The following is a 23824-nucleotide window of genomic DNA, read 5'->3' on the forward strand; positions in this document are numbered from 1 at the left end:
TTTACGATCTGTTGAACCTAGAGCACGCGATGTTCGAGGCACGGCAGGGTTGCCCTTGCCGCGGCGGTCCACTCGTGGTCCACCCGCACGACCTGCACGCCAGGCGCGGTGCCGAGGTCGGAGCGGATCACGCCCAGCGGGTCGACCAGCATGCTGCGGCCCACGCCGAAGCCGTCGGACGACTCCGCCGGGTTGGGCGCCTGGCCGACTGCGGCCGTCCACATGGTGTTCTCCAGCGCCCGCGCCCTGACCAGGGTGACCCAGTGGTCCTCCTTGAGCGGCCCAGAGCCCCAGGCCGCGATCACCGCGAACAGCTCCGCGCCCCGGTCGACCAGCGCCCTGGCCAGCTCGGGGAAGCGCACGTCGTAGCAGGTGATCAGCCCCACCCTGGTCCCGGCCAGCTCCACGACCACCGGCTCGGCGCCGGGCGCGACCAGGTCGGACTCCTTCGCGCCGAAGGAGTCGAACAGGTGGATCTTCCGGTACGCCGCCCTGACCTCGCCCCGGTCGTCGATGGCCACGGCGGTGTTGTGCACCCGGTCCGCCCCGGGCTCGAACACCCCGGCGATCACCGCCAGGCCGTGCTCGCGCGCCGCCTCGGCCAGCCCCGACACGAACGGCCCGTCCAGCGGCTCGGCCAGGGTGGCGACGCGCCTGCCGTAGCGGGTGAGCGTGGCCTCGGGAAAGATGGCGAGGTCGGCTCCCTCGGCGCGGGCGAGCGCCTCGCTGACCCTCTTGAGGTTCGCCGACGGGTCAGGAGACACCGGGATCTGGCAGAGGGCGATTGTGGTCACGGCCCGACTCTAACCGGTTCGGCACGGGTCGAAACCACGTCAGGGACCGCCAAATCCACTCAAGTGGCCCGTACCTGTAGCGCGCCAGCCACCACCGGCTTCCCAGGAACTGCACGACGAGCGTGGCCAGCGTCAGCCCCACCACCGACCAGCGGGTCGGGTCGGCGTCCAGCAGCGGCGTGGCCAGGACGATGACCGCGGTGCCTGAGACGTAGTTGGTCAGCGCCATCCTGCCCAGCGGCTCCAGCACCGCCGACAGCCATGGCCGCAACACCAGCAGCAGCCCCAGCGCGTACGCCGCCGCACCGGTCAGCGCGGCCACGCTGTAGACCCACCACTCGTCCGTGCTCGCCCACTCGGCGGTGAGCAGCGCGGTGGCCAGCGCGGCGACGCCGAAGCCGGGCAGCAGCAGCCGCCGGGACGGCCGCAGCCGCCACAGCCCCATGCCGACCAGGAACACGCCGGGGATGATCTGCGCCCCGCCGCCCATCCTGACCGCCACCACGATCGCCACCACTCCGGCCCCGAGCACCAGCAGCGGCACGCGACCGACCAGGAACGACACGGGCAGCAGCACCACCGCCCCCCAGAAGGCGTAGTCGGTCAGCACCTCGCCCGGGTAGAACGTGTGCTGGACCAGCCCGATGCCGAACAGCCAGAAGAGCCTGCTCAGCAGCGCCCAGCGGCTGTTGCCGCGCAGGAACAGCAGGAAACTGATGCCGAACAGCAACGAGAAGATCGGGTAGAACCGGCTCTGGAAGAGCGCCTCGATCGTCCAGTCGAGCCCCACGCGGGGCTCCTTGGCGGTGTGCTGCCAGGTGTTGACCAGCATGATGCCACCCACCGCGAAGCCGCGTAGGGCGTCGAGTTCACGGATGCGCGTCACAGGAACCAGGTGAACCACCATACGAGGAATCCGGCGCCTATGGCGGCCGCGGTGATCTGCGGCCAGCGCCGGTCGCGCAGGAGCACCGCGGCGCTCAGCACGAGCGAGCCGGCCGCGATCCAGGTGTAGGGGCCGACGATGCCGGGGACGCCGAGGGCCGGCGCCGTGGCGTTCCTGGCGGCCAGGGCGCACACCGAGTCGATCACCAGGCCGGTGAACGCCACGCCGGTGAGTCCGGCGAAGGCCACGACGGACCTGCCCCTGAGCGCGCCGCCGACGAGCTGGATCAGGGACGCCAGCGCGAACAGCGCGAACGGGGTGGCCAGCCACGGCGCCAGGGAGATCTGGTACGGCGCCCCGGTCACGCGCAGGTCCTCCGGCCGGATGGCGGCGGCCGGGCAGGGTGAGATCGTCGGCCTGGCGGGGTCGGCGACGAATTCGGCGATCTTCCGCCGGGCGCACTCGCTGGTGCGGAAGACGGCGTGGGAGAGGCCGCCGAACTCCTCGAACCGGCCGTCCGGGAGCGCCTCGGCGGCGGTCCTGGCGGTCCCGGCGGGGGTGGTGGGGTCGTACTGGCCGCCGAGCACGTACACGGGGGCCTTGGTGGTGGCGTTGACGGGCCGGGACGTGGGCAGCCGCCAGGCATCACACACCGCCTTATCCCCATTTACCGTGAAAAGTCGGGATTTGGTGGTGAACGTGTTGAACGGGACCTCGTCCTGGCACTGGACCGCGTGATACAGCCCGAACGCGTACGACCCCAGCCCCTCCCCCACGGCGTCCGCCAGCGGCGCCAGCGGCTCGTCTCGCCCCTCCGCCAGCGCGCCGACCAGCGCGGGCGCCACCGCGGCCAGGTCCGCGCCGGGCAACGCCGCCGCCAAGATCGTGGCCACGTGATCGCCGCTCAGCCGCGCGGTGAACGCCTCCCCGAGCAGCGGATCGGTCACCGGCACCCGGGCGGGTGAGCCGTTCAGCCGGGCGGTCACGGCGTCGTAGCGGTCCTTCAGGCCGAGGCGGGACAGCGCGGCGGCCAGGTTCGCGTCGGCGGCGTCGTACCGGCCGGCGCTCTCCGGCAGGAACGAGTCGAGCACCACCGAGCGCACCCCTTCCGGGTCGGCGGCGGCGGCCTCCAGCATGACCCTGGTCGAATAGCCGACGCCGAACAGGTGCCACGACGGGTGTCCGAGCTCCTCGCGCAACGCGACCACGTCGGCCGCGATCTCCTTGGTGTTGTACCCCCGCAGGTCGACGCCCTGCTCGCGGAGCCGGTCGCGGCAGCGTGTGGCGGCCGCGGCCAGGTCGGCGGGCGGCGTGCGCAACTGCCCGAGCAGTGCCGCGGCCGTCTCGGGGCAGCCCAGCGCGGGCTCGGAGTATCGGCTGCCGCGCTGCTCGATCGTCACCACGTCGCGGCCGGGGAACATCCGGCTCAGGAGCCCCGTGAGCTGGATCGACGCCGAACCAGGCCCGCCGCTCATGTAGACGACGGGGTCAGGGCCGCGGTCGCCGGCGGCCTGGCGGACGGCGTACCCGACCTTGATGGTCCTGCCTGGGGCGGTCCTGCGCTCGGGGACCTCCAGGAAACCGCACGTGGTGCGGGCGGGCACGGGAACCGGGCAGTCGCGCGGCACGACGGCGGTACCGCCCGAGGTCATCGCGGGCGGGGCGGTGAGGGCGAGGGTGAGCAACACCCGAGTGATCACGAGACGAGACTAATAGTCTGGGGTCGTGACGGAACCACTTGTTGCAAGGATGCGCGACTTCGGCACGACGATCTTCGCGGAGATGAGCGCGCTCGCCCTGGAGAGCGGATCGATCAATCTCGGCCAGGGCTTCCCTGACACCGACGGGCCGGCGTCGATGCTCGACTTCGCGGTCCAGGCGATCACCTCGGGCGGCAACCAGTATCCCCCCGGGCCCGGCACCATCGAGCTGCGCCGGGCGGTCTCCGGCCACCACGCCGACCACTACGGCCTCTCCTACGACCCGGCGGGCGAGATCCTCGTCACGGTGGGCGCCACCGAGGCGATCGCGGCCAGTGTGCTGGCGCTGTGCGAGCCGGGGGACGAGGTGATCGCGTTCGAGCCGTACTACGACTCCTACGCCGCGTCGATCGCGCTGGCCCACGCCAAGCTGGTGCCCGTCACGATGCGGCCCGTCGCGGGCCGCTTCACCTTCGACCCCGGCGAGCTGCGCGCCGCCGTCACACCCCGCACGCGCGCCATCCTCGTCAACTCGCCGCACAACCCGACGGGGACCGTGTTCACGCGGGCTGAGCTCACGGTCATCGCGGAGCTGTGCCAGGAGCGCGACGTGGTGGCGATCACTGACGAAGTGTACGAGCACCTCACGTTCGACGGGGTCGAGCACATCCCGCTGGCCACCCTGCCCGGCATGCGCGAGCGCACGCTGATGATCTCCTCGGCGGGCAAGACGTTCTCGGTCACCGGCTGGAAGACCGGCTGGGTGTGCGCCCCCGCGCCGCTGGTCACCGCGGTGCAGACGGTCAAGCAGTTCCTCACCTTCACGGCGAGCGGGCCATGGCAGCTCGCGGTGGCGTACGCGCTGCGGCACCAGCTCGACTGGGTGTCCGCGCTGTGCTCAGGTCTGCAGGACCGGCGTGACCGGCTGATGGAGGGGCTGGCTGCGGCCGGGTTCGGCGTGCTCAAGCCGTCGGGGACGTACTTCGTGCAGACGGACATCCGCCCGCTGGGCTTCTCCGACGGCCTGGAGCTCACCCGGCGCCTGCCCGAGCTGGCCGGGGTGGTGGCGATCCCGACCCAGGTCTTCTACCACAGCCCGGAGCGCGGACGCCATTTCGTCAGGTTCGCCTTCTGCAAGCGGGAACACGTCATCGACGAGGCGGTGGCCCGCCTGAAGCGCCTGTCCCACTGACACCCCCGCCGCGCCCCCGGAGCCCCCGGGTTGCTCAGGCCCGCGCCCACGGCCGGTGTGCTCCATCCCGCGCCCAGGGGGCGCTCAGTCGCGCGCCTCCCTGGGCCGGGGGGTGCCGAGGGAGCGGTAGCGGGCCTGGCGGTCCGCGCGGCGGTCCGCAGGGGGCACCTCGAGCAGCCGCGCGATCTCGTACTCCAGCGCCCGCCCCACCCGCTCGCAGAACCGCCTCGGCTCGTACGCGGCGTCGGGCAACTCGGGGATGACCCGGTCCACGATGCCCTGCCTGCGCAGGTCGGTCGCGCGGACATGCTGCGCCTGGGCGATCTCGGGAGCGAAGTCGACGGATCGGTAGAGGATGGCGGAGGCGCCCTCAGGCGGCAGCGGTGACAGCCACGCGTGCTGCGCGCACAGCACCCGGTCGGCCGGCAGCAGCGCCAGGGCCGCGCCGCCGGCACCCTCGCCGAGCAGCAGGCAGACGGTCGGCGCGTCGAGGATGACCAGCTCGGCCAGGCAGCGGGCGATCTCGGCGGCCAGCCCGCCCTCCTCGGCCGCCTTCGACAGGTCGGCCCCGGCCGTGTCGACCACGGTGACCAGCGGCAGGCCCAGCTCGGCGGCCAGCCGCATGCCGCGCCTGGCCACCCGGAGCCCGGCCGGGCCGAGCGGCGAGTCGGCCCGCTGCACGCGCCGGTTGTGGCCGAGCACCACGGCCGGCGCGCTGCCGAACCTGGCCAGCGCGAGCAGCAGCCCCGGCTCGTTGGGCCCCGCCCCCGTTCCGCTGAGCAGGGTCACGTCGGTGGCCGCCAGCTTGAGCAGGGCGCGGACGCCTGGCCGGTCGTCGCGGCGCGAGCGGGTGATGGCCTCCCACGCCTCCACGGGCCGCAGATCCTCCTCGGGAGGCGTGCCCGCCTCGATGGCGGACCTGTCCGCGGCGAGCACCGCGAGCGCCCTGATCGCGACCTCCCGCGCCTCGTCGGCCGACACCACAGCGTCGAGCAGCCCCCGGCGGTGCAGATTCTCCGAGACCTGGACGCCTTCGGGGAACGCGTAGCCGTGCAACGACTCGAACACCCGCGGCCCCAGGAACCCGATCAGCGCGCCCGGCTCGGCCACCGTGACGTGCCCGAGCGACCCCCACGACGCGAGCACCCCGCCGGTGGTCGGATGCCGCAGGTAGACGAGGTACGGGAGGCCGACGGCCCGGTGCGCCTGGATCGCCGCGGTGATCTTCACCATCTGGACGAACGCCAGCGAACCCTCCTGCATCCGGGTGCCGCCCGAGGCGGGCGCGGCCAGCAGCGGCAGCCTCTCGCGGGTCGCCCGCTCGACCGCGACCGCGAACCGCTCGGCCGCCGCCACCCCGATCGACCCCGCCATGAACGAGAACTCGCACGCCACCATGGCCACCCGGCGGCCGCCCAGCAGCCCCTCACCGGTGATCAGCGCCTCGTCGTAGCCCGACTTGACGCGGGCCGCGGCCAGCTCGTCGGCATAGGAGGAGCCCGGCTCCGCCGGGTCGGCGGGCGGCGCGTCCCACGACTTCCACGATCCCCGGTCGAGGACCGTTTCGATCAGTGTGCGCGCGTCCGGACGGCTCACTATCACTCCCTAGAAGTCGGCCAGCGTTGCAATGTTGACGCACGAGGGCACGAACCGGTGCCATGAAATACGGATCATTCCTCTCGCTCTCGCAACCAGGCGAGCACCGCGTCGCCGTCCTGGCCGAGCGCGGGCGGCGCGGTGTGCTCCGTCCCGGTCAGCCCGTCGAAGCGCAGCGGCGGCCCTGGCAGCCGGATTTTCCCGAGCACCGGGTGGTCCACCTCGATGAGCAGGCCCTGTGAGCGGGTCTGGTCCCAGGTGTAGACCTCGTCGAGCGTCCTGATCGCGCCCGCGGGCACGCCGGCCTCGGCGAGCCTGGCCAGCCAGTGGGCGCGGTCGTGGGCGGCCAGGGCCTTCTCCATGTCGGCGATCAGCTCGTCGCGGTGGGCGAACCTGTCCCGGTTCGTCGCGTATCTCGGCGCGCCGGGGTCGATGTCGAGCAGCGCGGCGACCTTCCGCCACTGGCCCTCGTTGGCGGCGGCGATCTGCAGCATGCCGTCGGCGCAGCGGAAAGCGCCGTAGGGGGCGATGGAGGCGTGGTGGTTGCCGTTGGCGGTGGGCACCCTGCCGCCGACCGTCCACGCGGTGCCGTGGTAGGAGTGCACGCCGGTGATCGCGGCAAGCAGCGACGTGCGTACGACCCGTCCCTTGCCCGTGCGCTCGCGTTCGTAGAGCGCGCCTGCCACGCCGTACGCGCCGTGGATGCCGGCCAGCAGGTCGGCGATGGAGGCGCCGACGCGGTAGGGCTCGTCGGGCGAGGGGCCGGTCAGCGACATCAGCCCGCCCTCGCCCTGGGCGATCTGGTCGTAGCCGGGGCGGCCGCCCTCCGGGCCGTCGTGGCCGAAGCCGGTGATGGACAGGATGACCAGGCGCGGGTTGAGCTCGTGCAGGCGCTCGACGGAGAAGCCGAGTCGGTCGAGGACGCCGGTGCGGAAGTTCTCGATGAGGACGTCGCTCTGGTGTACGAGACCCTCGATGAGGGTCTTGCCCTCAGCGGATTTCAGGTCGATGGCGATGGACTGCTTGTTACGGTTGGCTGCCAGGAAATAGGTGGATATGTCGTGGTCAGGCCCGACGAACGGCGGCCCCCATCCGCGCGACTCGTCACCTCCGTCCGGATGCTCCACCTTGATCACCCGAGCGCCCAGGTCGCCGAGCAACTGAGCGGCGTGCGGCCCGGCCAGGGCCCTGGACAAGTCGAGCACGACGATGTCACCGAGGGGTCCGAGCAAGATCAAACCTCCTGCTTGAAATCGGAGTGAAAGAACATTCTCTCAGTTGGCGCCCGGCAGTCATCTACCCTGGGCCCCGTGAATACGCTGGCCGGACGTGTCATGCGGCGGCGGCCATCGTGCGGCCCCGTCCGGCTGGTGGCCGTGGACGGGCCCGCGGGGGCGGGCAAGACGACGTACGCGGCGCGACTGGCGGCGGCGCTGGGCTGCCAGGTGATCCACAGCGACGACTTCCCCGTGCCGTGGGAGGACGGCCCCGGCGGGTGGTTCCACGCGCTGGAGTCCCAGGTGCTCCGCCCGCTCCAGCACGGCCTGCCAGGACGTTTCCGCAGGTACGACTGGGTGCGCGGGGCGTACGCCGAGGAGGTGTCCGTGCCCGTCGCGCCGGTCCTCGTCATCGAGGGCGTCGGCACCGCCCGCGCCTCGGCGGCCGGCCTGACGGCGTTCACCGTCTGGGTGGAGGCCCCGGAGTGGGTGCGGTTCGAGCGGGTCATGGAGCGAGACGGGCCCGAGCTGGAGCCGCGCTGGCGGGAGTGGTTCGCGGCCGAGAAGGTGTGGTTCGCCGAGGATCGCACCAGGGACCGGGCCGACCTGATCGTGGAAACGTGAACCGGCCCCCCGAGCTCACCGGCCCGAGGTGGACACGTGGACCGGCCGCGGGAGCTCACGGGCCGAGGTGGGTGACGTCGTTGAAGCGGACGAGCTCGAAACGGCTTCCGTCGACGCGCCACACGGAGACGGAGGCGTTCAGCACCGGCGCGAACTCCAGCACGGCCGCCAGCTCCGCGTCCGGACTCCCGGTGATGACGTGGCGCAGCCCGAGCACCACCGAGTCGTGGGCGACGATCAGCACCCGCCGCCCGCCGGCCCGCTCGTCCAGGTCCGCCAGGAAGTCCCGGAGCCTCGCCACGACGTCCGCGAGGGACTCGCCGCCCGGCGGCCGGTAGGCGTAGGCGCCCTCGGTCTCCCGCCGCCTCAGCTCCTCGGGACGGCGCTCCGCGATGGCGGCCAGGTTGAGCCGGGCGAACTCCCCCGCCTCCTGGTCCCTGAGCCGCTCGTCCACGGTGACCGGCAGCGGCCCGGCCGCCCAGGCCGCCCAGGCGATCTTCCAGGTGTCGAGCGCCCGCAGGTAGGGCGAGCACCACACCAGTTCGGGCGCCTCGTCGCCGGGGAGCACCGCCAGCAGCCGCCCGAGCGCCGCCGCCTGCGCGCGGCCCAGCCCTGTCAGCGTCACCTCGTCGTCGCCGCGCTCGTAGACCAGAGGGGTCGTGCCCGCCCGCTGGTGGGCCAGGTTGGCCTCGCTCTCCCCGTGTCGTACGGCGATGATCCGAGACGGCCCCATGCCGTCATCATGGCACGTACGCCGGCGGGTCCTCCCGGCGCACTCCGGGGTCGCGGCGCCGGAGTGCGCTCGCGCCCGAGCTGCCGGCGGTCAGCGAGTGGCACCGGCAGCTCGCATGCCTCACCCTCTCGTGAGTCCCCCTCAGTGCACTCCCAGGATGTTTCCGCGACGCTAATACCCTGTTCCAGTCGGACCTCTCGGCTCTGGAGAAGGACTGCGCATGGAGATCGTCAAGACGGTGACGCCCCCGGCGGGGGTGGGCCGGTTCCTGTTCCGGCTGCCGCTCGGGCTCTACCGGATGGGGCTGGGGTGGGTGTTCGGCCACCGCATCATGGTGGTCAACCATGTGGGCCGGGTCACCGGTAAGCGCCGCCAGGTCGTCCTGGAGGTCGTCGAGGCGGGCCGGAGCGGCTTCGTGGCCGCCTCGGGGTGGGGGCCGTCCGCCGCGTGGTACCGCAACGTGCTGCACACGCCGGACGTCACCCTCCAGATCGGGACGCGGACGATCCCGGTCAAGGCCCTCCCGCTCTCCCAGGAGGAGGGAGCGGAGGTCTTCACCCGATACGCCTCCCGGCACCGCCGGACGGCGATGGCGCTGCTACGCCTGATGGGATTCTCGGTCGACGGCTCAGAGGCCGACTTCCTGGCCGCCGGGCAACGCATCCCCTTCATCCGGTTCGTCCCCCGGCCTGTCTGAGCGCCAGGCACCTTGGCCAGGGGGACCTGACGCGGGCTCAGCCGTCCTGTCCCACGCCGGGTCGTGCGGCCCCCCGCTCACAACTCGTCGACCTCCGCGGACGTCCGGCCGCCCGAGAGCTTCGCGTAGCCCGGTCCCCGGTCGAAGAAGCGGTCGGCCCGGGGGCGCAGGCGGGCGCGGAGTTCGGCCGTGCCCTGCTCGTCGATGCGGTCCCCGTCCAGGACCACGCCGTAGTCGCCGAGCGCGCCCGCGATCGACACCTTTCCGTCCCGCACGTCGGCCGCCACCGCCCGGGGGTCGCGATCGTAGGGCGAGCCCCAGCCGCCACCACCCGTGGTACGGATCCTGATCACCTCCCCGGCCTGCACCGGGTGGTCGTCCACCAGCCCCTCCATCTCCTTGCCCGCGATCTCGACCCGGAACGGCCGCCCCGCGAGACCGCCGTTGACGCCCCAGCAGGACAGGATCGACCGGTCGGCGATGGACATGTACGACGCGTCCCTCAGCATCCTGATGTGCTTGTCGTAGCCCAGCCCGCCCCGGTACATCCCGGGGCCGCCGGAGTCGCAGGCCAGGGCCAGCCGCTCGACCCGGAACGGCCAGCGCGCCTCGGCGAACTCGACCGGGATGTTGCGCGAGTCGGGCACCACGTGGATGGTGTCCTCGCCGTCCGCGTACCAGCGCCCGCCGGAGCCGCCGCCCAGGACCTCGCGCATCAGGTACGGCGCCCCGTCCGCGTCCGTGCCGTACACGCCCGTGTAGCGGATGGTCTCCTGGTCGGCGGGCATGCGGCCGCCCGTGGCCTTGGCCAGGACGCCGGCGAGCACGCCGAGCAGGCGCAGGATGACGAACGTACGGGCATTGGTGGGGGCAGGGAAGACCGGGGTGAGCAGGGTGCCCTTCTCCGGGAAGATCATCTTGATGAGCGGCACGACACCCTCGTTGACGTCCAGCTCCGCCATCCGCTCCGGCGTGTCCGCCAGGTTGCGCAACACCGGGGCCAGCCACTTCTTCAGGAACACCCCGTCCGCGTAGTCGCCCGCGTGGTTGATCGGCCCCTTGGCCTGGGGCGAGGTGCCGGTGAAGTCGATGGTCAGCGGGGTTTCCGCGGCCTCGTCGACCGTGAGCGTGATGCGCTGGGCGTGCAGTCTGGGCTCGTCCACGCCGTCGTGCTCGGCGTAGTCCTCCCACACGTACGTCCCCTCGGGGATCTTCGCCAGCAACTCCCTGCGGAACGTCTCCGTGGTCTTGTCGATGATCGCGTCGAAGCACTCCTCGACGGCCTGCCTGCCGTACCGCTCGAACAGCTCGGCCAGCCGCCGCGCCCCCATCAGGCAGGCCGAGCACTCGGCGTCGAGGTCCCCGGCGAGCGAGTCGGGCATGCGCGAGTTGCGGGTCATGATGCGCAGCGCGGCCTCGTTCGGCACGCCCTGGTCACGCAGCTTGATCGGCGGGACCATCAGGCCCTCCTCGAACACCGACCGGGCGTGCGAGGGCATGGAGCCCGGCACTCCCCCGCCGATGTCGTCGTGGTGGCCGAACGCCTGCACGAACGCGACCACCTCGTCCTCGTGGAAGACCGGCACCGTGACGCACAGGTCCGGCAGGTGGCCGATGCCGCCTTCCGACAGGTAGACGTCGTTGTGGAAGTACACGTCGCCGGGCTTCATCGTCTCGACGGGGAAGTCGCGCACGACCGGCTGGACGAGGGCGCTGTAGGAGCGGCCGGTCAGCTTGCGCAGCCGTACGTCGTGGATGCCCGCGCGGAAGTCGTGCGCGTCGCGGATCATCGGCGAGCGGGCCGTGCGGGCGATGGCCGTCTCGACCTCCTTCTCGACGGAGGCCAGCGTCCCCTCGACGATCTCCACCAGAATGGGATCACTCACGACCTATCTCCACATTTCCGTATATATCGACCTTTGCGGTGAAGCCGGGGTGCACCGGGATCGTCGAGCCGTACTCCTCGATCACCGCCGGGCCCTTGACCACGGCCCCCGGCCCCAGCGCGGCGCGCTGGTGGATCGGGGTGTCGCGGGTCTCGTCGAAGTGGACGGGCCGGACGGACGTGGCGCCGTCGCCGCCCTTCTCCAGCTGGCGGATGGCCGGACGGGTGATGGGGCCGACGCCGGAGACGCGCAGGTTCACCCATTCGACGGCGTGCCGGGGATCGTCGCGGTACGCGTACCCGTACAGCTTCTCGTGGGCCTCGTGGAAGCGGCCGATCACCTCGGCCTGCCAGTCATCGTCGATCTCCCCGGCCGGGGCCGGGACGCGGACCTCGTAAGCCTGCCCGTAGTAGCGCAGGTCGGCGCTGCGCAGATAGACCGGCTCGTCGAAGCCCTCGCGGTCCAGGGCTTCACCCGCCTGATGCTCCAGGTCGTGGAAGATCTCGGCGGCCTTGCCGAGCGAGAGGTCGCGGGTGACGTACGTACGGACGTAGTCGTTCTTGACGTCAACGGTGAGCAGCCCGAACGCCGACACGTTCCCTGGATCGCGCGGGACGATCACCGAGCGCAGCCCGAGGACGTCGATCAGCCGGCAGGCCAGCAGCGGCCCGGAACCGCCGAACGTCACCAGCGGGAAGTCCCGCACGTCCAGCCCCCGCTTGACGGTCAGCTGCCTGATCGCGTTGCTCTGGTTGAACGCGCTGATCTCCAGGATCCCGGTCGCCGTCCGCTCGGGAGTGAGGCCGAGCTTGTCCGCGAGCGCCTCGACGCCGGTACGAGCGGCGTCGGCGTCCAGCGGTATCTCGCCCCCCAGCAGGTGCGGCGGGATCCGGCCGAGGAACACGTGCGCGTCCGTCACCGTCACCTCCGTGCCGCCCTTGCCGTAGCAGAGCGGCCCGGGGTCGGCGCCGGCGGACCTGGGCCCGACCTTCAGCGTGCCCTCGCGCGAGATCCACGCGACCGAGCCGCCGCCCGCGCCCACGGTGACGATGTCGATCATCGGGATCTTGCACGGATAACGGCCGACGGACCCCTCCGTGGTGATGGACGGCTCGCCGCCGATGACCACGGCCACGTCGGTCGAGGTGCCGCCGCCGTCCAGGGTGATCACGAACTCGTGCCCGGCCGTGGAGGCGATGAGCGCCGCGCCGAGCGCGCCCGCCGCCGGTCCTGACAGCACGGTGGTGATCGGCTGGTTCACGACCTCGCGGGCCGACAGGACGCCGCCGTTGGACTTCATGACGGAGAACGGCATGCCGAGCCGGTTCGACAGGTTCGCGATGTAGCCGCGCATGGACGGTTTGACGGCGGCGTCGACGAGGGTGGTGATCGAGCGCTCGTACTCGCGGTATTCGCGCAGCACGTCGCTCGACAGGGAGATCACCGCCTCGGGGTGCTCACGCCACAGCACCTCGCGCATGCGCCGCTCGTGCTCCGGGTTGGCGTAGGAGTGCAGGAAGCAGACCCCGATCGCGGTGACGCCCCTGGCCCGGAACCAGCGCGCCACCTCGACGGCCTGCTCCTCCGAGAACGGGCGCACCTCGGCGCCCAGGTGGTCGAGCCGCCCGCCGACGGTCTTCACCAGGTGCACGGGCACGATCCTGGGCGGCTTGACCCAGAAGTAGGAGTTGCCGTAGCCGTCGGGCACACTCTGCCTGGCGATCTCCAGGACGAACTCGAATCCCTCCGTGGTGATGAAGCCGAGGTTCTCGATCCGCTCTTCCAGCAACTGGTTCGTGGCGACCGTGGTGCCGTGCACGATCGCGCTCACGTCGAGCCGGCCCAGCTTCTCGATGCCGGCGAGGAAGCCGTCCGCCGGGTTCGCGGGGGTCGATGGTGTCTTGGTGGTGAGGATCTCACCGGTCTGCTCGTCCACCGCCACGATGTCGGTGAAGGTGCCTCCGGTGTCCACTCCGATACGTACGCTGCGCATGGCTCCTCAGCTCCGGCGACGGCCGAGCACTTCGTCGATGACCCGGGGCGCGTTCTCGGTGCCGACGTACGCGGCCAGGCGTACGACCATCTCCTGCGACCTGGCCAGCTCCGCCTCCACCCTGGCCTTCCCCGACTGTCCCGCCTGCACGCCGAAGTAGGCACCGATGATGGTGCCGATCACCCCGGCCACTCCGGCGAACAGCGCGGCGAACTCCCTGGTGGCGAACACCGCGGCGCCGAACGCGATCAGGACCGCGGCGATGCCGGCCACGACGACGAGGAACCCGTAGCGCCAGCGGGTGGCGTCGGCCTGCGCGGCCGTGAGGTCGTCCGGATTCATCATCGCGTCCAGTGCTGGTGGCTCGGCCGGTGGATTGTCGGTGACCACATGTTCCTCCTGTAACTCCAGGGGAGAAATGTCCCACGAGGTCATGGAACAAGCCAAGCCACTAAGCTGGCCTCCCGTGACCGAACTGTCTGCCTTGTCTGCGGTGCCGTCTGGCGCCAGGGATGCCGTACTCAAGTTCTACTTCGGCCCCATGGACTGCGGGAAATCCACCTTGGCGCTCCAGATGAACTACAACCACGGCCGGCAGGGGCGGCGCGGCCTGGTCCTGACCAAGCACGACCGCTCGGGCGGGCCCAAGGTCACCAGCAGGATAGGGCTCGGGCTCCAGGCGATCGAGGTGGAGGACTCCCTCGATCTCGTACGGCTGGTGACCGCGAAGGACAGGATCGACTACCTGATCTGCGACGAGGCCTGCTTCTACTCGGTCGAGCAGATCGAGCAGCTCGCCGACCTGGTCGACGATCATGGCGTGGACGTGTACGCGTTCGGGCTCGCCTCCGACTTCCGGTCGGTGATGTTCCCCGCCGCGCAGCGCCTGTTCGAACTGGCCGACGAGGTGTGCCGGCTGCAGGTCGAGGTGCTGTGCTGGTGCGGGCGGCCAGGTCAGCTGAACGCCAGAATCGTGGGCGGGTCGATGGCGCGTACCGGAGAGCAGGTCGTGATCGGCGACACCGACGCCTCACGCGTCCGCTACCAGGTCCTCTGCCGCCGCCACCACCGCTCGGGCCGCCTCGGCGAAGGCCCGCACGCGTCTCTGTAGTCCGGGCCCCGGCTCAGACGGAGCAGGAACCGTCGTCGCAGCCGTCCCCGGGCCCCGCGAGCTGAGTGATCGGCGTCTGCCCGGTCCGCTCGGCCACCTCGTCGATCGCCGCCGCGAAGGTCTCCTCGGGCTGCGCGCCCGACACCGCGAACTTCTCCTCGAACAGGAACAGCGGCACCCCCGTGACCCCGAGCGCCCGCGCCCTGGCGAGTTGCTCGCGAACGCTCTCCGCGCCCTCGCCGCCGTCCTGAACCCCGGCCTCGGCGGCCAGCCTGCCCAGGACCTGCGCGTCTCCGACGTTCAGCCCTTCGCTGAAGTACGCCCTGAACAGCCGCTCGGTCATCTCCGTGCCGAGCCCCTGCCGCGCGGCGACCTCGATCAGCCGGTGCGCCTCGAACGTGTTGGAGCTGACGGCCTTGTCGTAGTCCATCTCCAGCCCCTCGGAGGTGGCGGCCTCGATGACGCGTTCGGTCATCTGGCGCGCGTCCGGCCCGAACTTCCGCTCGAGCGCCGGGATCAGCGGCTCCGCTTCCACGGGCGCGTCGGGATTGAGCTGGAACGGCCGCACCGTCACCTCGAGGTGACCACCCTTGGCACGGAACCGCTCAGCCGCCCGAGCGAACCGTACGTGGCCGATGTAACACCACGGGCACACGACATCGGAGAAAATCTCAACCTTCATGTACGACCTCAACCACCGGCCCCCACCGCCGATTCCTCCCCGGCACCCCCATCCGCCTGACATCGGGGTGTTTCCCGGCGCGGCTCAGCCGGCGGCGAGCTCCTCCAGCCGGTAGGGGAGGTAGGCCGAGTCGTCCACCAGGGCGGAGGCGCCGCGCCACCAGCCGAACCATTCGCCGCTGCGCCACATCCAGTCCACGCGTTCGATGGCGGCCACCACGTCGCCCACCGTGTCCCACCGCTCGCCGAGCTGCTCCCTCGTGGCGCCGTGCCGCACGGCCCAGGCACGCAGGACGCCCACGGCCGCGGCCGGCACCTCACGCGCGTACGGGTCGGGGCTCTCCCCCGGCAGCCGGTGCGGCCCGAGTCCGGCCGCGACCCCCCAGCTCCACTGCGCCTCGGCGGGCCGGGAGTAGCGCAGGGAGTGGAAGTCCAGGTTGGAACCGAGATCCTCGTCGGGCCGCCGGGTGACGACCGCGTCCAGCCGCCCGCCGGCGTCGAAGTGGACCACGAGCCGCTGCCCGGGCTTGACCCCGGGCGGCAGGTCGAAGCGGTCCTCGGCCTGCCAGGAGTTGAGGTCGACCTGGGCGACCGGCTGGCCCCACAGCTGGTCGGCGGCGTCGTCGGCGATCCAGGCGGCGAGCATTTCGAGCGCGGTCAGGTCGGTCCACGGCTCGATCGCGACGGCCGTACGCACCACCTCGTCGGGCGGCGGCAACTTGCCGCCCCTGGACCGCGTCCACCATTCCACGCCCAGCTCCCTGATGCCCACCAGCAGCGCGGCGATGGCGGCCAGCTCGGCCGAGCGCCGGGTGAGTGAGGCGCCGAGCGCGAGCTCGAGCAAGCGGTCGGTCCGGTCGTCACCGAGGACCGGGCGCACGTCAGCGATCAGCATGTCGGCGGTGGGGCGTTCCTCACCCAGGAGGTTGCGTACGACCCGCCTGGCCTCGGTCCGTGCGTCTTCAGCGTGTGCCTGCCGCATACCGCCACGCTACGCCCGGAGATCCTTTTCCGCGAGAGCCCGGACGGGGCTCAGGGGCGGCGGGCGCGGGAGGCGCGGCCGAGGAGCCAGCCGATCACGACGCTGGTGAGGGTGATGCCCGCGCCCATCCCGAACGACGCCAGCAGAACCCACGGCCGCGTCTCCGTACGTTCCTTGGGAGGCCGCTGGTAGACGGCGGCTTCCGCCGGGGTCGTCGCGCCGGCCTCAGTCGTCACGCCCACGCCGGTGACCGCGACTCCGGCCGGCTGCTCCGGCGCGACGGCGGCGGCGACCGGCGCGCGCAGGTGCTCTTCGACGGCCGCGAAGAACTGGCCCGCCGTACGCTTGGCCGCCGAGCCGAGCATGCGCTGCCCGACCCCGCCGATCGTCCCGCCGACGACCGCGTCGGCGTCGTAGTCCACCCGCGTCCCGCCGTCGACCTCGCTCAGCCTGATCAGTACGGTGGCGTCCACCGTGCCAGGCGCGCCCTGCCCCCTGGCCTTGATGGTGAAGCTCTCGGGCGCCAGCGGATCGGCCAGCGCGACCTCCCCCTGGTAGACGCCCTTGAGGGACGCGACACCCGCGTTGACGGTCATCTTGTAGGTGTCAGGCCCGGTCGCCTCCAGGCGCTCGCAGCCCGGGATGGTGCGCACCAGCACCGCCGGATCCTGGAGCGCCGCCCACACTCGATCCCTCTGTACGCCGATCACGGCGCTGCCCGCCAGTCTCATGACGCCACTTTAGGCAGCCGGCACCGGCGTTGTCGGCGAATCACCCCCACGGCGGACGTGTGACCAAGGTCGCAGCACATTGCTCTACAGCTTGTAGTACTACTGAAAGTAGATGAACTACAGCTTGTAGAGCTCGAGAGTCGACGGGGAACGATGGACGCACTTGACCTGGCGCGGTGGCAGTTCGGGGTCACCACCGTGTACCACTTTCTGTTCGTACCCCTGACCATCGGTCTGGGGATCTTCGTGGCCGGCCTCCAGACGGCCTGGCACCGCACGGGAAAAGAGCACTACCTGAAGCTCACGAAGTTCTTCGGGAAGCTGTTCCTGATCAACTTCGCCATGGGCGTGGTCACCGGCATCGTGCAGGAGTTCCAGTTCGGGATGAACTGGAGCGAATACTCCACGTTCGTCGGTGACGTCTTCGGGGCGCCGCTGGCGATGGAGGCGTTGCTGGCCTTCTTCATGGAGTCCACGTTCCTGGGGCTGTGGATCTTCGGCTGGGACCGGTTGCCGAAGAAGGTGCATCTCGCGTGCATCTGGGCGGCCGCGATCGGGTCCAATCTGTCGGCCTACTTCATCCTCGCGGCCAACGCCTGGATGAAGCACCCGGTCGGCTACGAGGTCGTGGACGGCAAGGCCAGGATGACGGACCTGTGGGCGGTGCTGACCAACTCCACGGCGCTCGCCCAGGTCCCGCACGTGATCGGGGCGGCGTTCATCGTGGCGGGCGGGTTCGTGCTGGCCGTGTGCGGCTACTGGCTGCTGCGGACGCGCGCCGCGATGTGGCGCAGCGCCGCCCGCGCCGCGCTGGTCATGACGGCGATCGCGGGGGCCGTCGTCGCGGGCACCGGCGACATGTCGGCCAAGCTGATGTACGACCAGCAGCCGATGAAGCTGGCCTCCGCCGAGGGCCTGGAGCGGGACACGGCGGGTGCGCCCCTCTCGGTCGCCCCGGGCATCGAGATCCCCCAGGTCCTCAGCTTCCTGGCCACCAACGACCCCGACGCGACCGTCCAGGGCACCGAGGACCTGCAACGGCGCTTCGAGCAGCGGTTCGGCCCCGGCGACTACCGGCCCGACCAGACGATCGTCTTCTGGTCGTTCCGGGTGATGATCGGCTTCGGACTGGCCACGGTGGGGCTGTCGGTGCTGGGCCTCTGGCTGACGAGACGGCGGCGGCCGTTCCCCCACTGGTTGTCGCGAGCGCTGCTGCTCGCCCTGCCGCTGCCGCTGGTCGCGGTGATCGCCGGCTGGCTGCTGAGCGAGATCGGCCGCCAGCCGTGGACGGTCGCGGGCGAGTTGCTGACCGCCTCCAGCGTGTCGCCGGGGGTGAGCCTGGGCGAGGTGGCCACCTCGCTGACGATCTTCACGCTGCTGTACGGCACCCTCGCCGTGGCCGAGGTCGTGCTCCTGCGCAGGCACGTCCGCCAGGGCGTCGAGGAGCGGGACCCGGCCGTCCCCGTGGCCGAGCAGCGCCAGCCGTCACTGATGTACTGAGGGACAACGACAATGATCGATCTGTGGTTCGTCATCATCGCCTTCCTCTGGACGGGTTACTTCGTGCTGGAGGGCTTCGACTTCGGCGTCGGCATGCTGGCGCCGCTCGTGAGCAGGAACGCCGCCGAGCGGCGGCAGAGCCTGCAGACCATCGGCCCGGTGTGGGACGGCAACGAGGTGTGGCTGATCACCGCGGTCGGCGCCATGTTCGCCGCCTTCCCCGCCTGGTACGCGGGCGTGTTCAGCGCGCTCTACCTGCCGGTCACGCTCGTCCTGGTCGGCCTGATCGTGCGCGGCGTCGGCCTGGAGTGGCGGGGCAAGGTGGCCACCCCGTTCTGGTGCGACCTCGGCATCGTGGCAGGCAGCGCGCTGCCGGCGTTCCTGTGGGGCGCTGTCTTCGCCGACCTGCTGTTCCAGAGCGCGCCCGCCGCCGTGCTCGGGGGCCTGTTCACGCTGGCCGTGTGCGTGCTGCACGGCGCCGTGTTCCTGGCGCTCAGGACCACGGGCCCGCTACGCCGCCGCGCCCGCACCGCCGCCGTGGCCGCCGGGGGCGTGGCCATCCCGGTGGCCGTGCTCGCGCTGTCCAACCTGGGCACGTTCCCCGCGCTGGCCGCCATGGCGGCACTGGCCGCGGCGGTGGCGCTGATCTGGCGGCGCAGGGAGGGCTGGGCGTTCGCGGCCACGGCCGGGGCGATCGTGCTGGCCACGCTGGCGGTGTTCGTGGAGTTGCGGGAGCAGCCGCTGCCCGGCCTGACGCTGGCCGAGGCCGCCTCCGGCCCCTACACCCTGACCATGCTGAGCTGGATCGGGCTGATCGCGCTGCCGTTCGTGCTGGTCTACCAGGGGTGGACGTACTGGGTGTTCAGAAAGCGCGTCCAACTGACCGGCTGACCGCCGAGATGGAGACGGGTTCAGGTCGCGAGCCGACCCCCGCGGGTTCAGGTGGCGGGCTGGCCGCCGAGGTAGAGGCGGCCGAGTCGCGGGTCGGCGGCCAGTTCACGGGCGGGGCCGGAGATGTGCACGCGGCCGAGGTCGAGCACGCAGCCGACGTCGGCCATCTCCAGCGCCCGGCGCGCGTTCTGCTCCACCAGCAGCACCGCGACGCCGGTCCGGCGCATGAGGTCGATCTGGTCGAACACGATCCGCGTGTTGCGCGGATCCAGCCCCATCGACGGCTCGTCGAGCAGCACCACGGCCGGCTCCAGCATGAGCGCGCGGGCGAACTCGACCTGCTTCTGCTGCCCGCCCGACAGCAGCCCGGCCATGCTTCCCCACCGCTCGGCCACGACCGGGAAGAGCTCCTTGACCGCCTCGATCCGCGCGGCCAGCGTGGCCTGGTCGCGCACGGTGAACCCGCCGAGCCGCACGTTCTCCGCCACCGTCATCTCGCGGAACACGCTGTGCCCCTGCAGCACGTGGGCCAGGCCCAGGCCGAGCAGCCGCTGCGGCGACAGGCCCGTCACGTCCCGCCCGGCCAGCACCACGCGGCCCGACCTGGGCGCGAGCAGGCCGCTCGCGACCTTGAGCACGGTGGACTTGCCTGCGCCGTTCGGGCCGACGAGGCAGACGACCTCGCCGGCGCGGACGGTGACGGTCAGGCCGCGCAGCACGGCCGCCGCCCTGCCGTACCCGGCGACGACGTCCTCGAGTGACAGGAGAGCCTCAGACACCGAGGTACGCCTCCAGCACCCGCGGGTCCTCCCGCACCGACGCGGGTGGGCCCTCGGCGATGGGCGCGCCCCGGTCGAAGACGATCACGTGGTCGCACATGCCCATCACCATGTCCATGTTGTGCTCGACGACGAGGAACGTACGCCCCTCGGCGTTGAGATCGCGTACGAGCGTGACGATCCGGTCGATCAGCGCCGGGTTGACGCCGCCCGCGGGCTCGTCGAGCAGCACCAGCTCGGGCTCGGCCATGAGGACGGCGGCCAGCTCCAGCAGCTTCTGCTGCCCGTAGGACAGGTCGCGGGCCTCGGCGTCCTCCAGGTGCTCGATGCCCATGCGGCGCAGCCAGTGCCTGGCCCGCTCGACCTCGCCCTTGTCGCGCAGCCCGGCCAGCAGCTCACGCAGCCGGGTACGCCGGACGGCGACCAGCATGTTCTCCAGGACGGTCAGGCGCGGGAAGACCCGGCAGAGCTGGAAGGTGCGCCCGATGCCCGCGTGCGCGACCCGGTGCGGCGAGTGCCGGGTGATGTCGCGGTCGCGGTAGAGCACCCGGCCCGAGTCCGGTCTGATCATGCCGGTGATCAGGTTGAAGAACGTGGTCTTGCCCGAGCCGTTCGGTCCGATCAGGCCGTTGATCTCCCCTTCGCGCAGTTCGACGGTCGCCCCGTCCACCGCGAGCACGCCGCCGAACGACTTGGTCAGCCCTTCCGTGCGCAGTGAGGTCATGGCGCCACCTCCTGAAGCCGCTGTTCGGCGCTCTCGTCCGGGATGGACGGCCCGGCGCGCCGCCTGGTGAGCCTGGCCAGGATGCCGTCCGGCATGAACAGCACGACCAGCACGAGCACCAGGCCGGTCGCGGTCAGGTGGATCTGCGTCTCGCCCAGCGCGATCAGGAAGTACTCGCCCGCAGGGGCCACGATGAGCGCGCCGAGCAGCGGGCCGAACAGCATCCTGACGCCGCCGAGCAGGCTCATGAGCACCATGTACGAGCTGATCAGGATGGAGAAGACGAAGATCGGGTCGAGACTGCCGAACCAGAGCGCGTAGAGCCCGCCCGCGAGCGCCACGAACAGGGCGGACAGCGCGAAGGCGGTCACCTTGTACGCCCCCGTCGGCACGCCGAGCGACTCGGCCTTGTCCTCGTCCTCCCTGATCGCCCGCAGACCGGCGCCGAAGCGGGAGCGGGAGACGTACCACCAGGACAGCAGCGCGAGCCCGAGCAGCGCCAGGAACAGGTAGAAGAACACCATGTGCGTCTGGCCACGGTGCAGGTCGGGGAAGGGCGAGGGCACCTGGAGGCCGGTCGAGCCGCCGGTCAGCGATCGCCAGCCCTGGACGACGAGGTTCATCATGGACACGAGCGCGATCGACACGATCACGAACGACGCGCCGCGCACGCGTACCGCCGCGATGCCGACGACCACCGCGAACACCGTGACCAGCACCGCCGAGACCAGCAGGGCCACGACCCACGGGACGTCCAGCCGGGTGACGAGCAGGCCCGTCCCGTAGGCGCCGAGGCCGAAGAACGCCGAGTGGCCGAGCGAGACGTAGCCGGTGAAACCGCCCAGGAGGTTCCAGGAGGTGGCCATGGCGGCGTACATGACGGTGAGCGCGCCCGCGTACACGAGGTAGTAGTTGGGCACCAGCCACGGGTAGGCGATCGCCAGGGCGGCGACCAGCAGCGGGAGCCCTCTAGAAGCGATGCGCAAGCCGGCCTCCGAAGAACCCCTGGGGGCGCGCGAGCAGGGTCAGGAAGAGGAAGACGTAGAACATCATCGTCGCCCAGGTGGCGTCGACGGTCACGAGCACGAGGCCCTCGACCACGCCGAGCATGATCGCCGCCAGGGCCGCCCCGATCACGCTGCCCAGGCCGCCGACCACGATGATGGCCATCAACTTGCCGATCCACACCCAGTGCGAGGCGGGGAAGAACGGCGTGATCAGCGCCAGCACCGTGCCTCCGACGGCGGCCGTGGCCAGGCCCACGCCGAAGCCGTAGCCGGCGACGCGCTCGGTCTGGATGCCGACCAGCCTGGCCGCCTCCCGGTGCTGGATCGTGGCCCGCAGCGACTGGCCGAACCTGCTCTTGACGAGCACCGCGAACAACACGGCGAGGGTGAGCGCGGCGACCCCGAAGGCGATGATCTTGTCGTAAGGGAGGTGCACGCCGCCGATCGTCAGCGACCGGGTGGCGTACTCCATGCTGACCGACTTGTAGGACCCGGTGTAGAACGTCCCGAGCAGCCCCTCGATCGTCAGCGCGATCCCGAACGTCAGCAGCACCGACATCATCGCCAGGTTCTCCGGCGCCAGCCGCGCCACGAGCAGCCGCTGCACCCCCACGCCCAGCGCGAAGAACAGCGGCACGGTCAGCGGCAGCGCCAGGAACGGATCCACCCCCAGCGTCGTGTGCACGGTGTACGTCAGGTACGCGGCCAGGAACAGGAACGCCGGATGCGCCACCATGACCACCCGCATCACGCCGAAGTACAGCGACAGGCCGGAGGCGAGCAGCGCGTACAGCCCGCCGGTCAGCACGCCCAGGGCCAGCCCCTGCAGGAGCAGGTTCACCATTCCCGCTTCGGGTAGACGAGGTCGGCGGTCTTGGCCTGCTCGGGGAGCACGATCTCGATCTTGCCGTCGACGTACTGCTGGATCATGTGCGCCTGCTCCGGCCGGCCCTGGTCGTCGAACGACAGCGGCCCCACGACCGTGTCGAACGAGCCGGTCCGCAGGTGCTCGGTCAGCTTGTCCTGGCACTCCTTGGCGGGGTCGACGCACTTGGCGGCGGTCACGGCGGCCTCGACGACCTGGCCGACGGTGTAGCCGTTGGCCGCGTCCTCGTTGGGCTCGCCGCCGAACATCTCCTTGTACCGCTTGACCATGTCCGCGTTGCCGGTGAACGTCGAGGTCGCCGACCAGCCGACCGGAGAGATGATGTGCTCGGCCGCGCCCTTGACCGCGGCGGGGAACTCCTCCAGCGTCGGCCCCGTCGAGAACGCCGCCAGCTTCGGCTGCACCTTCAACTCCTGCAGCGCCCGCACCAGGCCGACCGAGTCCTCGAACTGCGTGCCGCCCACGACCAGGTCCGGCTTCGCCGCGGCGATCTTGGCGGCGATGGGCGAGAAGTCGGTGGTCTCCGGCGGATACACCTCGTCGACTACCGTCCTGATCCCGGCCGCGACCAGCTTGTCCCTGAGCCCGTACGCGGTGCCCTGCGCGAACGGGTCGTCCAGGCTCGCGTACGCGGCCGTCTTGGGCCGCTGGTCGGGCGGCAGGCCGGTGATGTGGTCGGCCAGGTAGTTGTAGTGGTCGTCGGCGATCGCGGGAGCCGCGTAGAACAACCGCTTGAGGCCCTGCTCGAAGACCTCCTTGGCGGCCCCGGCCGGCTGCACGAACAGCATGTCGTACGACTCCGCGACCTTCGCCGCCGGAATCACCAGCCGCGAGGAGAACGGCCCGAACACCAGGTTGACCTTGTCCTGCGTGATCAGCGACTCGTAGTCGGAGCTGACCCGGTTGGGGTCGGAGGCGTCGTCACGGAAGATCAGCTCGACCTTCCTGCCCAGCAGGCCGCCCTTGGCGTTCACCCGGTCGGCCCAGACCTGGTAGCCCTCCTGGATGCCCTTGCCTGGCTCGGAGAAGTCGCCCGTGAGCGGGAGCGAGATTCCGATCTTCACCGGCCCCTGCTGCTGCCCGGGCGACTGGGCGGCACCGGGCTCGTCGGTCTTAGCACAGGCGGTCAGCACTAAACCGCATATCGAGATGCTCGCCAGGCCCTTGAGAAGTCGTGCCATCGGGTCTCCCGTCACGAGAGGCGGCGCGAAAGC

The 23824-nt window shown here is 71.2% G+C and carries 23 protein-coding genes; 6 read left to right on the forward strand and 17 right to left on the reverse strand.

Annotation, left to right across the window (positions count from 1 at the left end; all coding sequences use genetic code 11):
- Positions 1-17 precede the first annotated feature (17 nt).
- The 3 genes from ITP53_RS17695 to ITP53_RS17705 are packed head-to-tail and all read right to left on the reverse strand — an operon-like array spanning position 18 to position 3380.
- Positions 18-794 (reverse strand): carbon-nitrogen hydrolase family protein, encoded by a 777-nt coding sequence (locus tag ITP53_RS17695; RefSeq protein ID WP_195896498.1) that lies wholly within the window; start codon positions 792-794, stop codon positions 18-20.
- The gene (locus ITP53_RS60295; RefSeq protein ID WP_207756069.1) at positions 754-1680 is read right to left on the reverse strand and encodes a DUF418 domain-containing protein; all 927 of its coding nucleotides are present in this window, start codon (positions 1678-1680) and stop codon (positions 754-756) included. The genes ITP53_RS17695 and ITP53_RS60295 overlap by 41 nt, the downstream gene beginning before the upstream one ends.
- A complete protein-coding gene (locus ITP53_RS17705; protein ID WP_195896500.1) occupies positions 1677-3380 on the reverse strand; it encodes an alpha/beta hydrolase in 1704 nt (567 codons plus the stop codon). Before ITP53_RS17705 ends, ITP53_RS60295 begins: the two co-directional genes overlap by 4 nt.
- A 25-nt stretch (positions 3381-3405) precedes the next feature.
- Between ITP53_RS17705 and ITP53_RS17710 the strand changes: the two genes are divergently transcribed.
- Entirely contained in the window at positions 3406-4572 is a 1167-nt protein-coding gene (locus tag ITP53_RS17710; RefSeq protein ID WP_195896501.1) for a pyridoxal phosphate-dependent aminotransferase, read from the forward strand.
- Between the two features lie 84 nt (positions 4573-4656).
- On the opposite strand, the gene ITP53_RS17715 is transcribed toward ITP53_RS17710, so the two are convergent.
- Both ITP53_RS17715 and ITP53_RS17720 read right to left on the reverse strand, forming a co-directional pair.
- Positions 4657-6168, reverse strand: a complete 1512-nt coding sequence (locus ITP53_RS17715) for a carboxyl transferase domain-containing protein (RefSeq protein WP_195896502.1) — start codon at positions 6166-6168, stop codon at positions 4657-4659.
- Positions 6169-6242: 74 nt separating this feature from the next.
- On the reverse strand, positions 6243-7400 hold the full coding sequence (locus ITP53_RS17720) for a CaiB/BaiF CoA transferase family protein (RefSeq protein WP_195896503.1): 1158 nt from the start codon (positions 7398-7400) through the stop codon (positions 6243-6245).
- Between the two features lie 78 nt (positions 7401-7478).
- On the opposite strand from ITP53_RS17720, the gene ITP53_RS17725 reads away from it, so the two are divergent.
- A complete protein-coding gene (locus tag ITP53_RS17725) occupies positions 7479-8009 on the forward strand; it encodes a uridine kinase family protein (protein WP_195896504.1) in 531 nt (176 codons plus the stop codon).
- Between the two features lie 55 nt (positions 8010-8064).
- On the opposite strand, the gene ITP53_RS17730 is transcribed toward ITP53_RS17725, so the two are convergent.
- On the reverse strand, positions 8065-8742 hold the full coding sequence (locus tag ITP53_RS17730) for a histidine phosphatase family protein (protein ID WP_195896505.1): 678 nt from the start codon (positions 8740-8742) through the stop codon (positions 8065-8067).
- A gap of 220 nt (positions 8743-8962) precedes the next feature.
- Here ITP53_RS17730 and ITP53_RS17735 point away from each other — a divergent pair, with 220 nt between their 5' ends.
- Positions 8963-9439 (forward strand): nitroreductase family deazaflavin-dependent oxidoreductase, encoded by a 477-nt coding sequence (locus ITP53_RS17735; RefSeq protein WP_195896506.1) that lies wholly within the window; start codon positions 8963-8965, stop codon positions 9437-9439.
- A gap of 77 nt (positions 9440-9516) precedes the next feature.
- Here ITP53_RS17735 and ITP53_RS17740 read toward each other — a convergent pair whose 3' ends face one another.
- Genes ITP53_RS17740 through ITP53_RS17750 form a run of 3 tightly spaced genes read right to left on the reverse strand, consistent with a single transcriptional unit; the run spans position 9517 to position 13708 of the window.
- On the reverse strand, positions 9517-11325 hold the full coding sequence (locus ITP53_RS17740; RefSeq protein ID WP_195896507.1) for a hydantoinase B/oxoprolinase family protein: 1809 nt from the start codon (positions 11323-11325) through the stop codon (positions 9517-9519).
- Positions 11318-13318, reverse strand: coding sequence for a hydantoinase/oxoprolinase family protein (locus ITP53_RS17745; protein WP_195896508.1), 2001 nt, complete (start codon positions 13316-13318; stop codon positions 11318-11320). The genes ITP53_RS17740 and ITP53_RS17745 overlap by 8 nt, the downstream gene beginning before the upstream one ends.
- Before the next feature lie 6 nt (positions 13319-13324).
- Entirely contained in the window at positions 13325-13708 is a 384-nt protein-coding gene (locus tag ITP53_RS17750; protein WP_195896509.1) for a hypothetical protein, read from the reverse strand.
- Positions 13709-13784: 76 nt separating this feature from the next.
- Between ITP53_RS17750 and ITP53_RS17755 the strand changes: the two genes are divergently transcribed.
- A complete protein-coding gene (locus ITP53_RS17755) occupies positions 13785-14429 on the forward strand; it encodes a thymidine kinase (protein WP_195896510.1) in 645 nt (214 codons plus the stop codon).
- 13 nt (positions 14430-14442) lie between these two features.
- On the opposite strand, the gene ITP53_RS17760 is transcribed toward ITP53_RS17755, so the two are convergent.
- The 3 genes from ITP53_RS17760 to ITP53_RS17770 form a co-directional block, all read right to left on the reverse strand.
- On the reverse strand, positions 14443-15111 hold the full coding sequence (locus tag ITP53_RS17760; protein WP_195896511.1) for a DsbA family oxidoreductase: 669 nt from the start codon (positions 15109-15111) through the stop codon (positions 14443-14445).
- Between the two features lie 84 nt (positions 15112-15195).
- Entirely contained in the window at positions 15196-16092 is an 897-nt protein-coding gene (locus tag ITP53_RS17765) for a hypothetical protein (protein WP_195896512.1), read from the reverse strand.
- A gap of 50 nt (positions 16093-16142) precedes the next feature.
- On the reverse strand, positions 16143-16823 hold the full coding sequence (locus tag ITP53_RS17770; protein ID WP_195896513.1) for an SRPBCC family protein: 681 nt from the start codon (positions 16821-16823) through the stop codon (positions 16143-16145).
- Positions 16824-16976: 153 nt separating this feature from the next.
- On the opposite strand from ITP53_RS17770, the gene ITP53_RS17775 reads away from it, so the two are divergent.
- Both ITP53_RS17775 and cydB read left to right on the forward strand, forming a co-directional pair.
- Positions 16977-18323, forward strand: coding sequence for a cytochrome ubiquinol oxidase subunit I (locus ITP53_RS17775; RefSeq protein ID WP_195896514.1), 1347 nt, complete (start codon positions 16977-16979; stop codon positions 18321-18323).
- A gap of 12 nt (positions 18324-18335) precedes the next feature.
- Positions 18336-19214 (forward strand): cytochrome d ubiquinol oxidase subunit II, encoded by an 879-nt coding sequence (gene cydB / locus ITP53_RS17780; RefSeq protein WP_195896515.1) that lies wholly within the window; start codon positions 18336-18338, stop codon positions 19212-19214.
- 47 nt (positions 19215-19261) lie between these two features.
- Here cydB and ITP53_RS17785 read toward each other — a convergent pair whose 3' ends face one another.
- Genes ITP53_RS17785 through ITP53_RS17805 form a run of 5 tightly spaced genes read right to left on the reverse strand, consistent with a single transcriptional unit; the run spans position 19262 to position 23791 of the window.
- The gene (locus ITP53_RS17785; protein ID WP_195896516.1) at positions 19262-19993 is read right to left on the reverse strand and encodes an ABC transporter ATP-binding protein; all 732 of its coding nucleotides are present in this window, start codon (positions 19991-19993) and stop codon (positions 19262-19264) included.
- The gene (locus ITP53_RS17790) at positions 19986-20717 is read right to left on the reverse strand and encodes an ABC transporter ATP-binding protein (protein ID WP_195896517.1); all 732 of its coding nucleotides are present in this window, start codon (positions 20715-20717) and stop codon (positions 19986-19988) included. The genes ITP53_RS17785 and ITP53_RS17790 overlap by 8 nt, the downstream gene beginning before the upstream one ends.
- Positions 20714-21703, reverse strand: a complete 990-nt coding sequence (locus tag ITP53_RS17795; RefSeq protein WP_207756072.1) for a branched-chain amino acid ABC transporter permease — start codon at positions 21701-21703, stop codon at positions 20714-20716. Before ITP53_RS17795 ends, ITP53_RS17790 begins: the two co-directional genes overlap by 4 nt.
- Positions 21687-22568 carry a branched-chain amino acid ABC transporter permease gene (locus ITP53_RS17800; RefSeq protein ID WP_195896518.1) on the reverse strand — a complete coding sequence of 294 codons (882 nt, stop codon included), beginning with the start codon at positions 22566-22568 and terminating at the stop codon, positions 21687-21689. The genes ITP53_RS17795 and ITP53_RS17800 overlap by 17 nt, the downstream gene beginning before the upstream one ends.
- Positions 22562-23791 carry an amino acid ABC transporter substrate-binding protein gene (locus tag ITP53_RS17805; RefSeq protein WP_195896519.1) on the reverse strand — a complete coding sequence of 410 codons (1230 nt, stop codon included), beginning with the start codon at positions 23789-23791 and terminating at the stop codon, positions 22562-22564. The genes ITP53_RS17800 and ITP53_RS17805 overlap by 7 nt, the downstream gene beginning before the upstream one ends.
- Between the last annotated feature and the right edge of the window lie 33 nt (positions 23792-23824).

This window comes from Nonomuraea cypriaca (assembly GCF_015645445.1).
GTDB lineage: Bacteria > Actinomycetota > Actinomycetes > Streptosporangiales > Streptosporangiaceae > Nonomuraea > Nonomuraea cypriaca.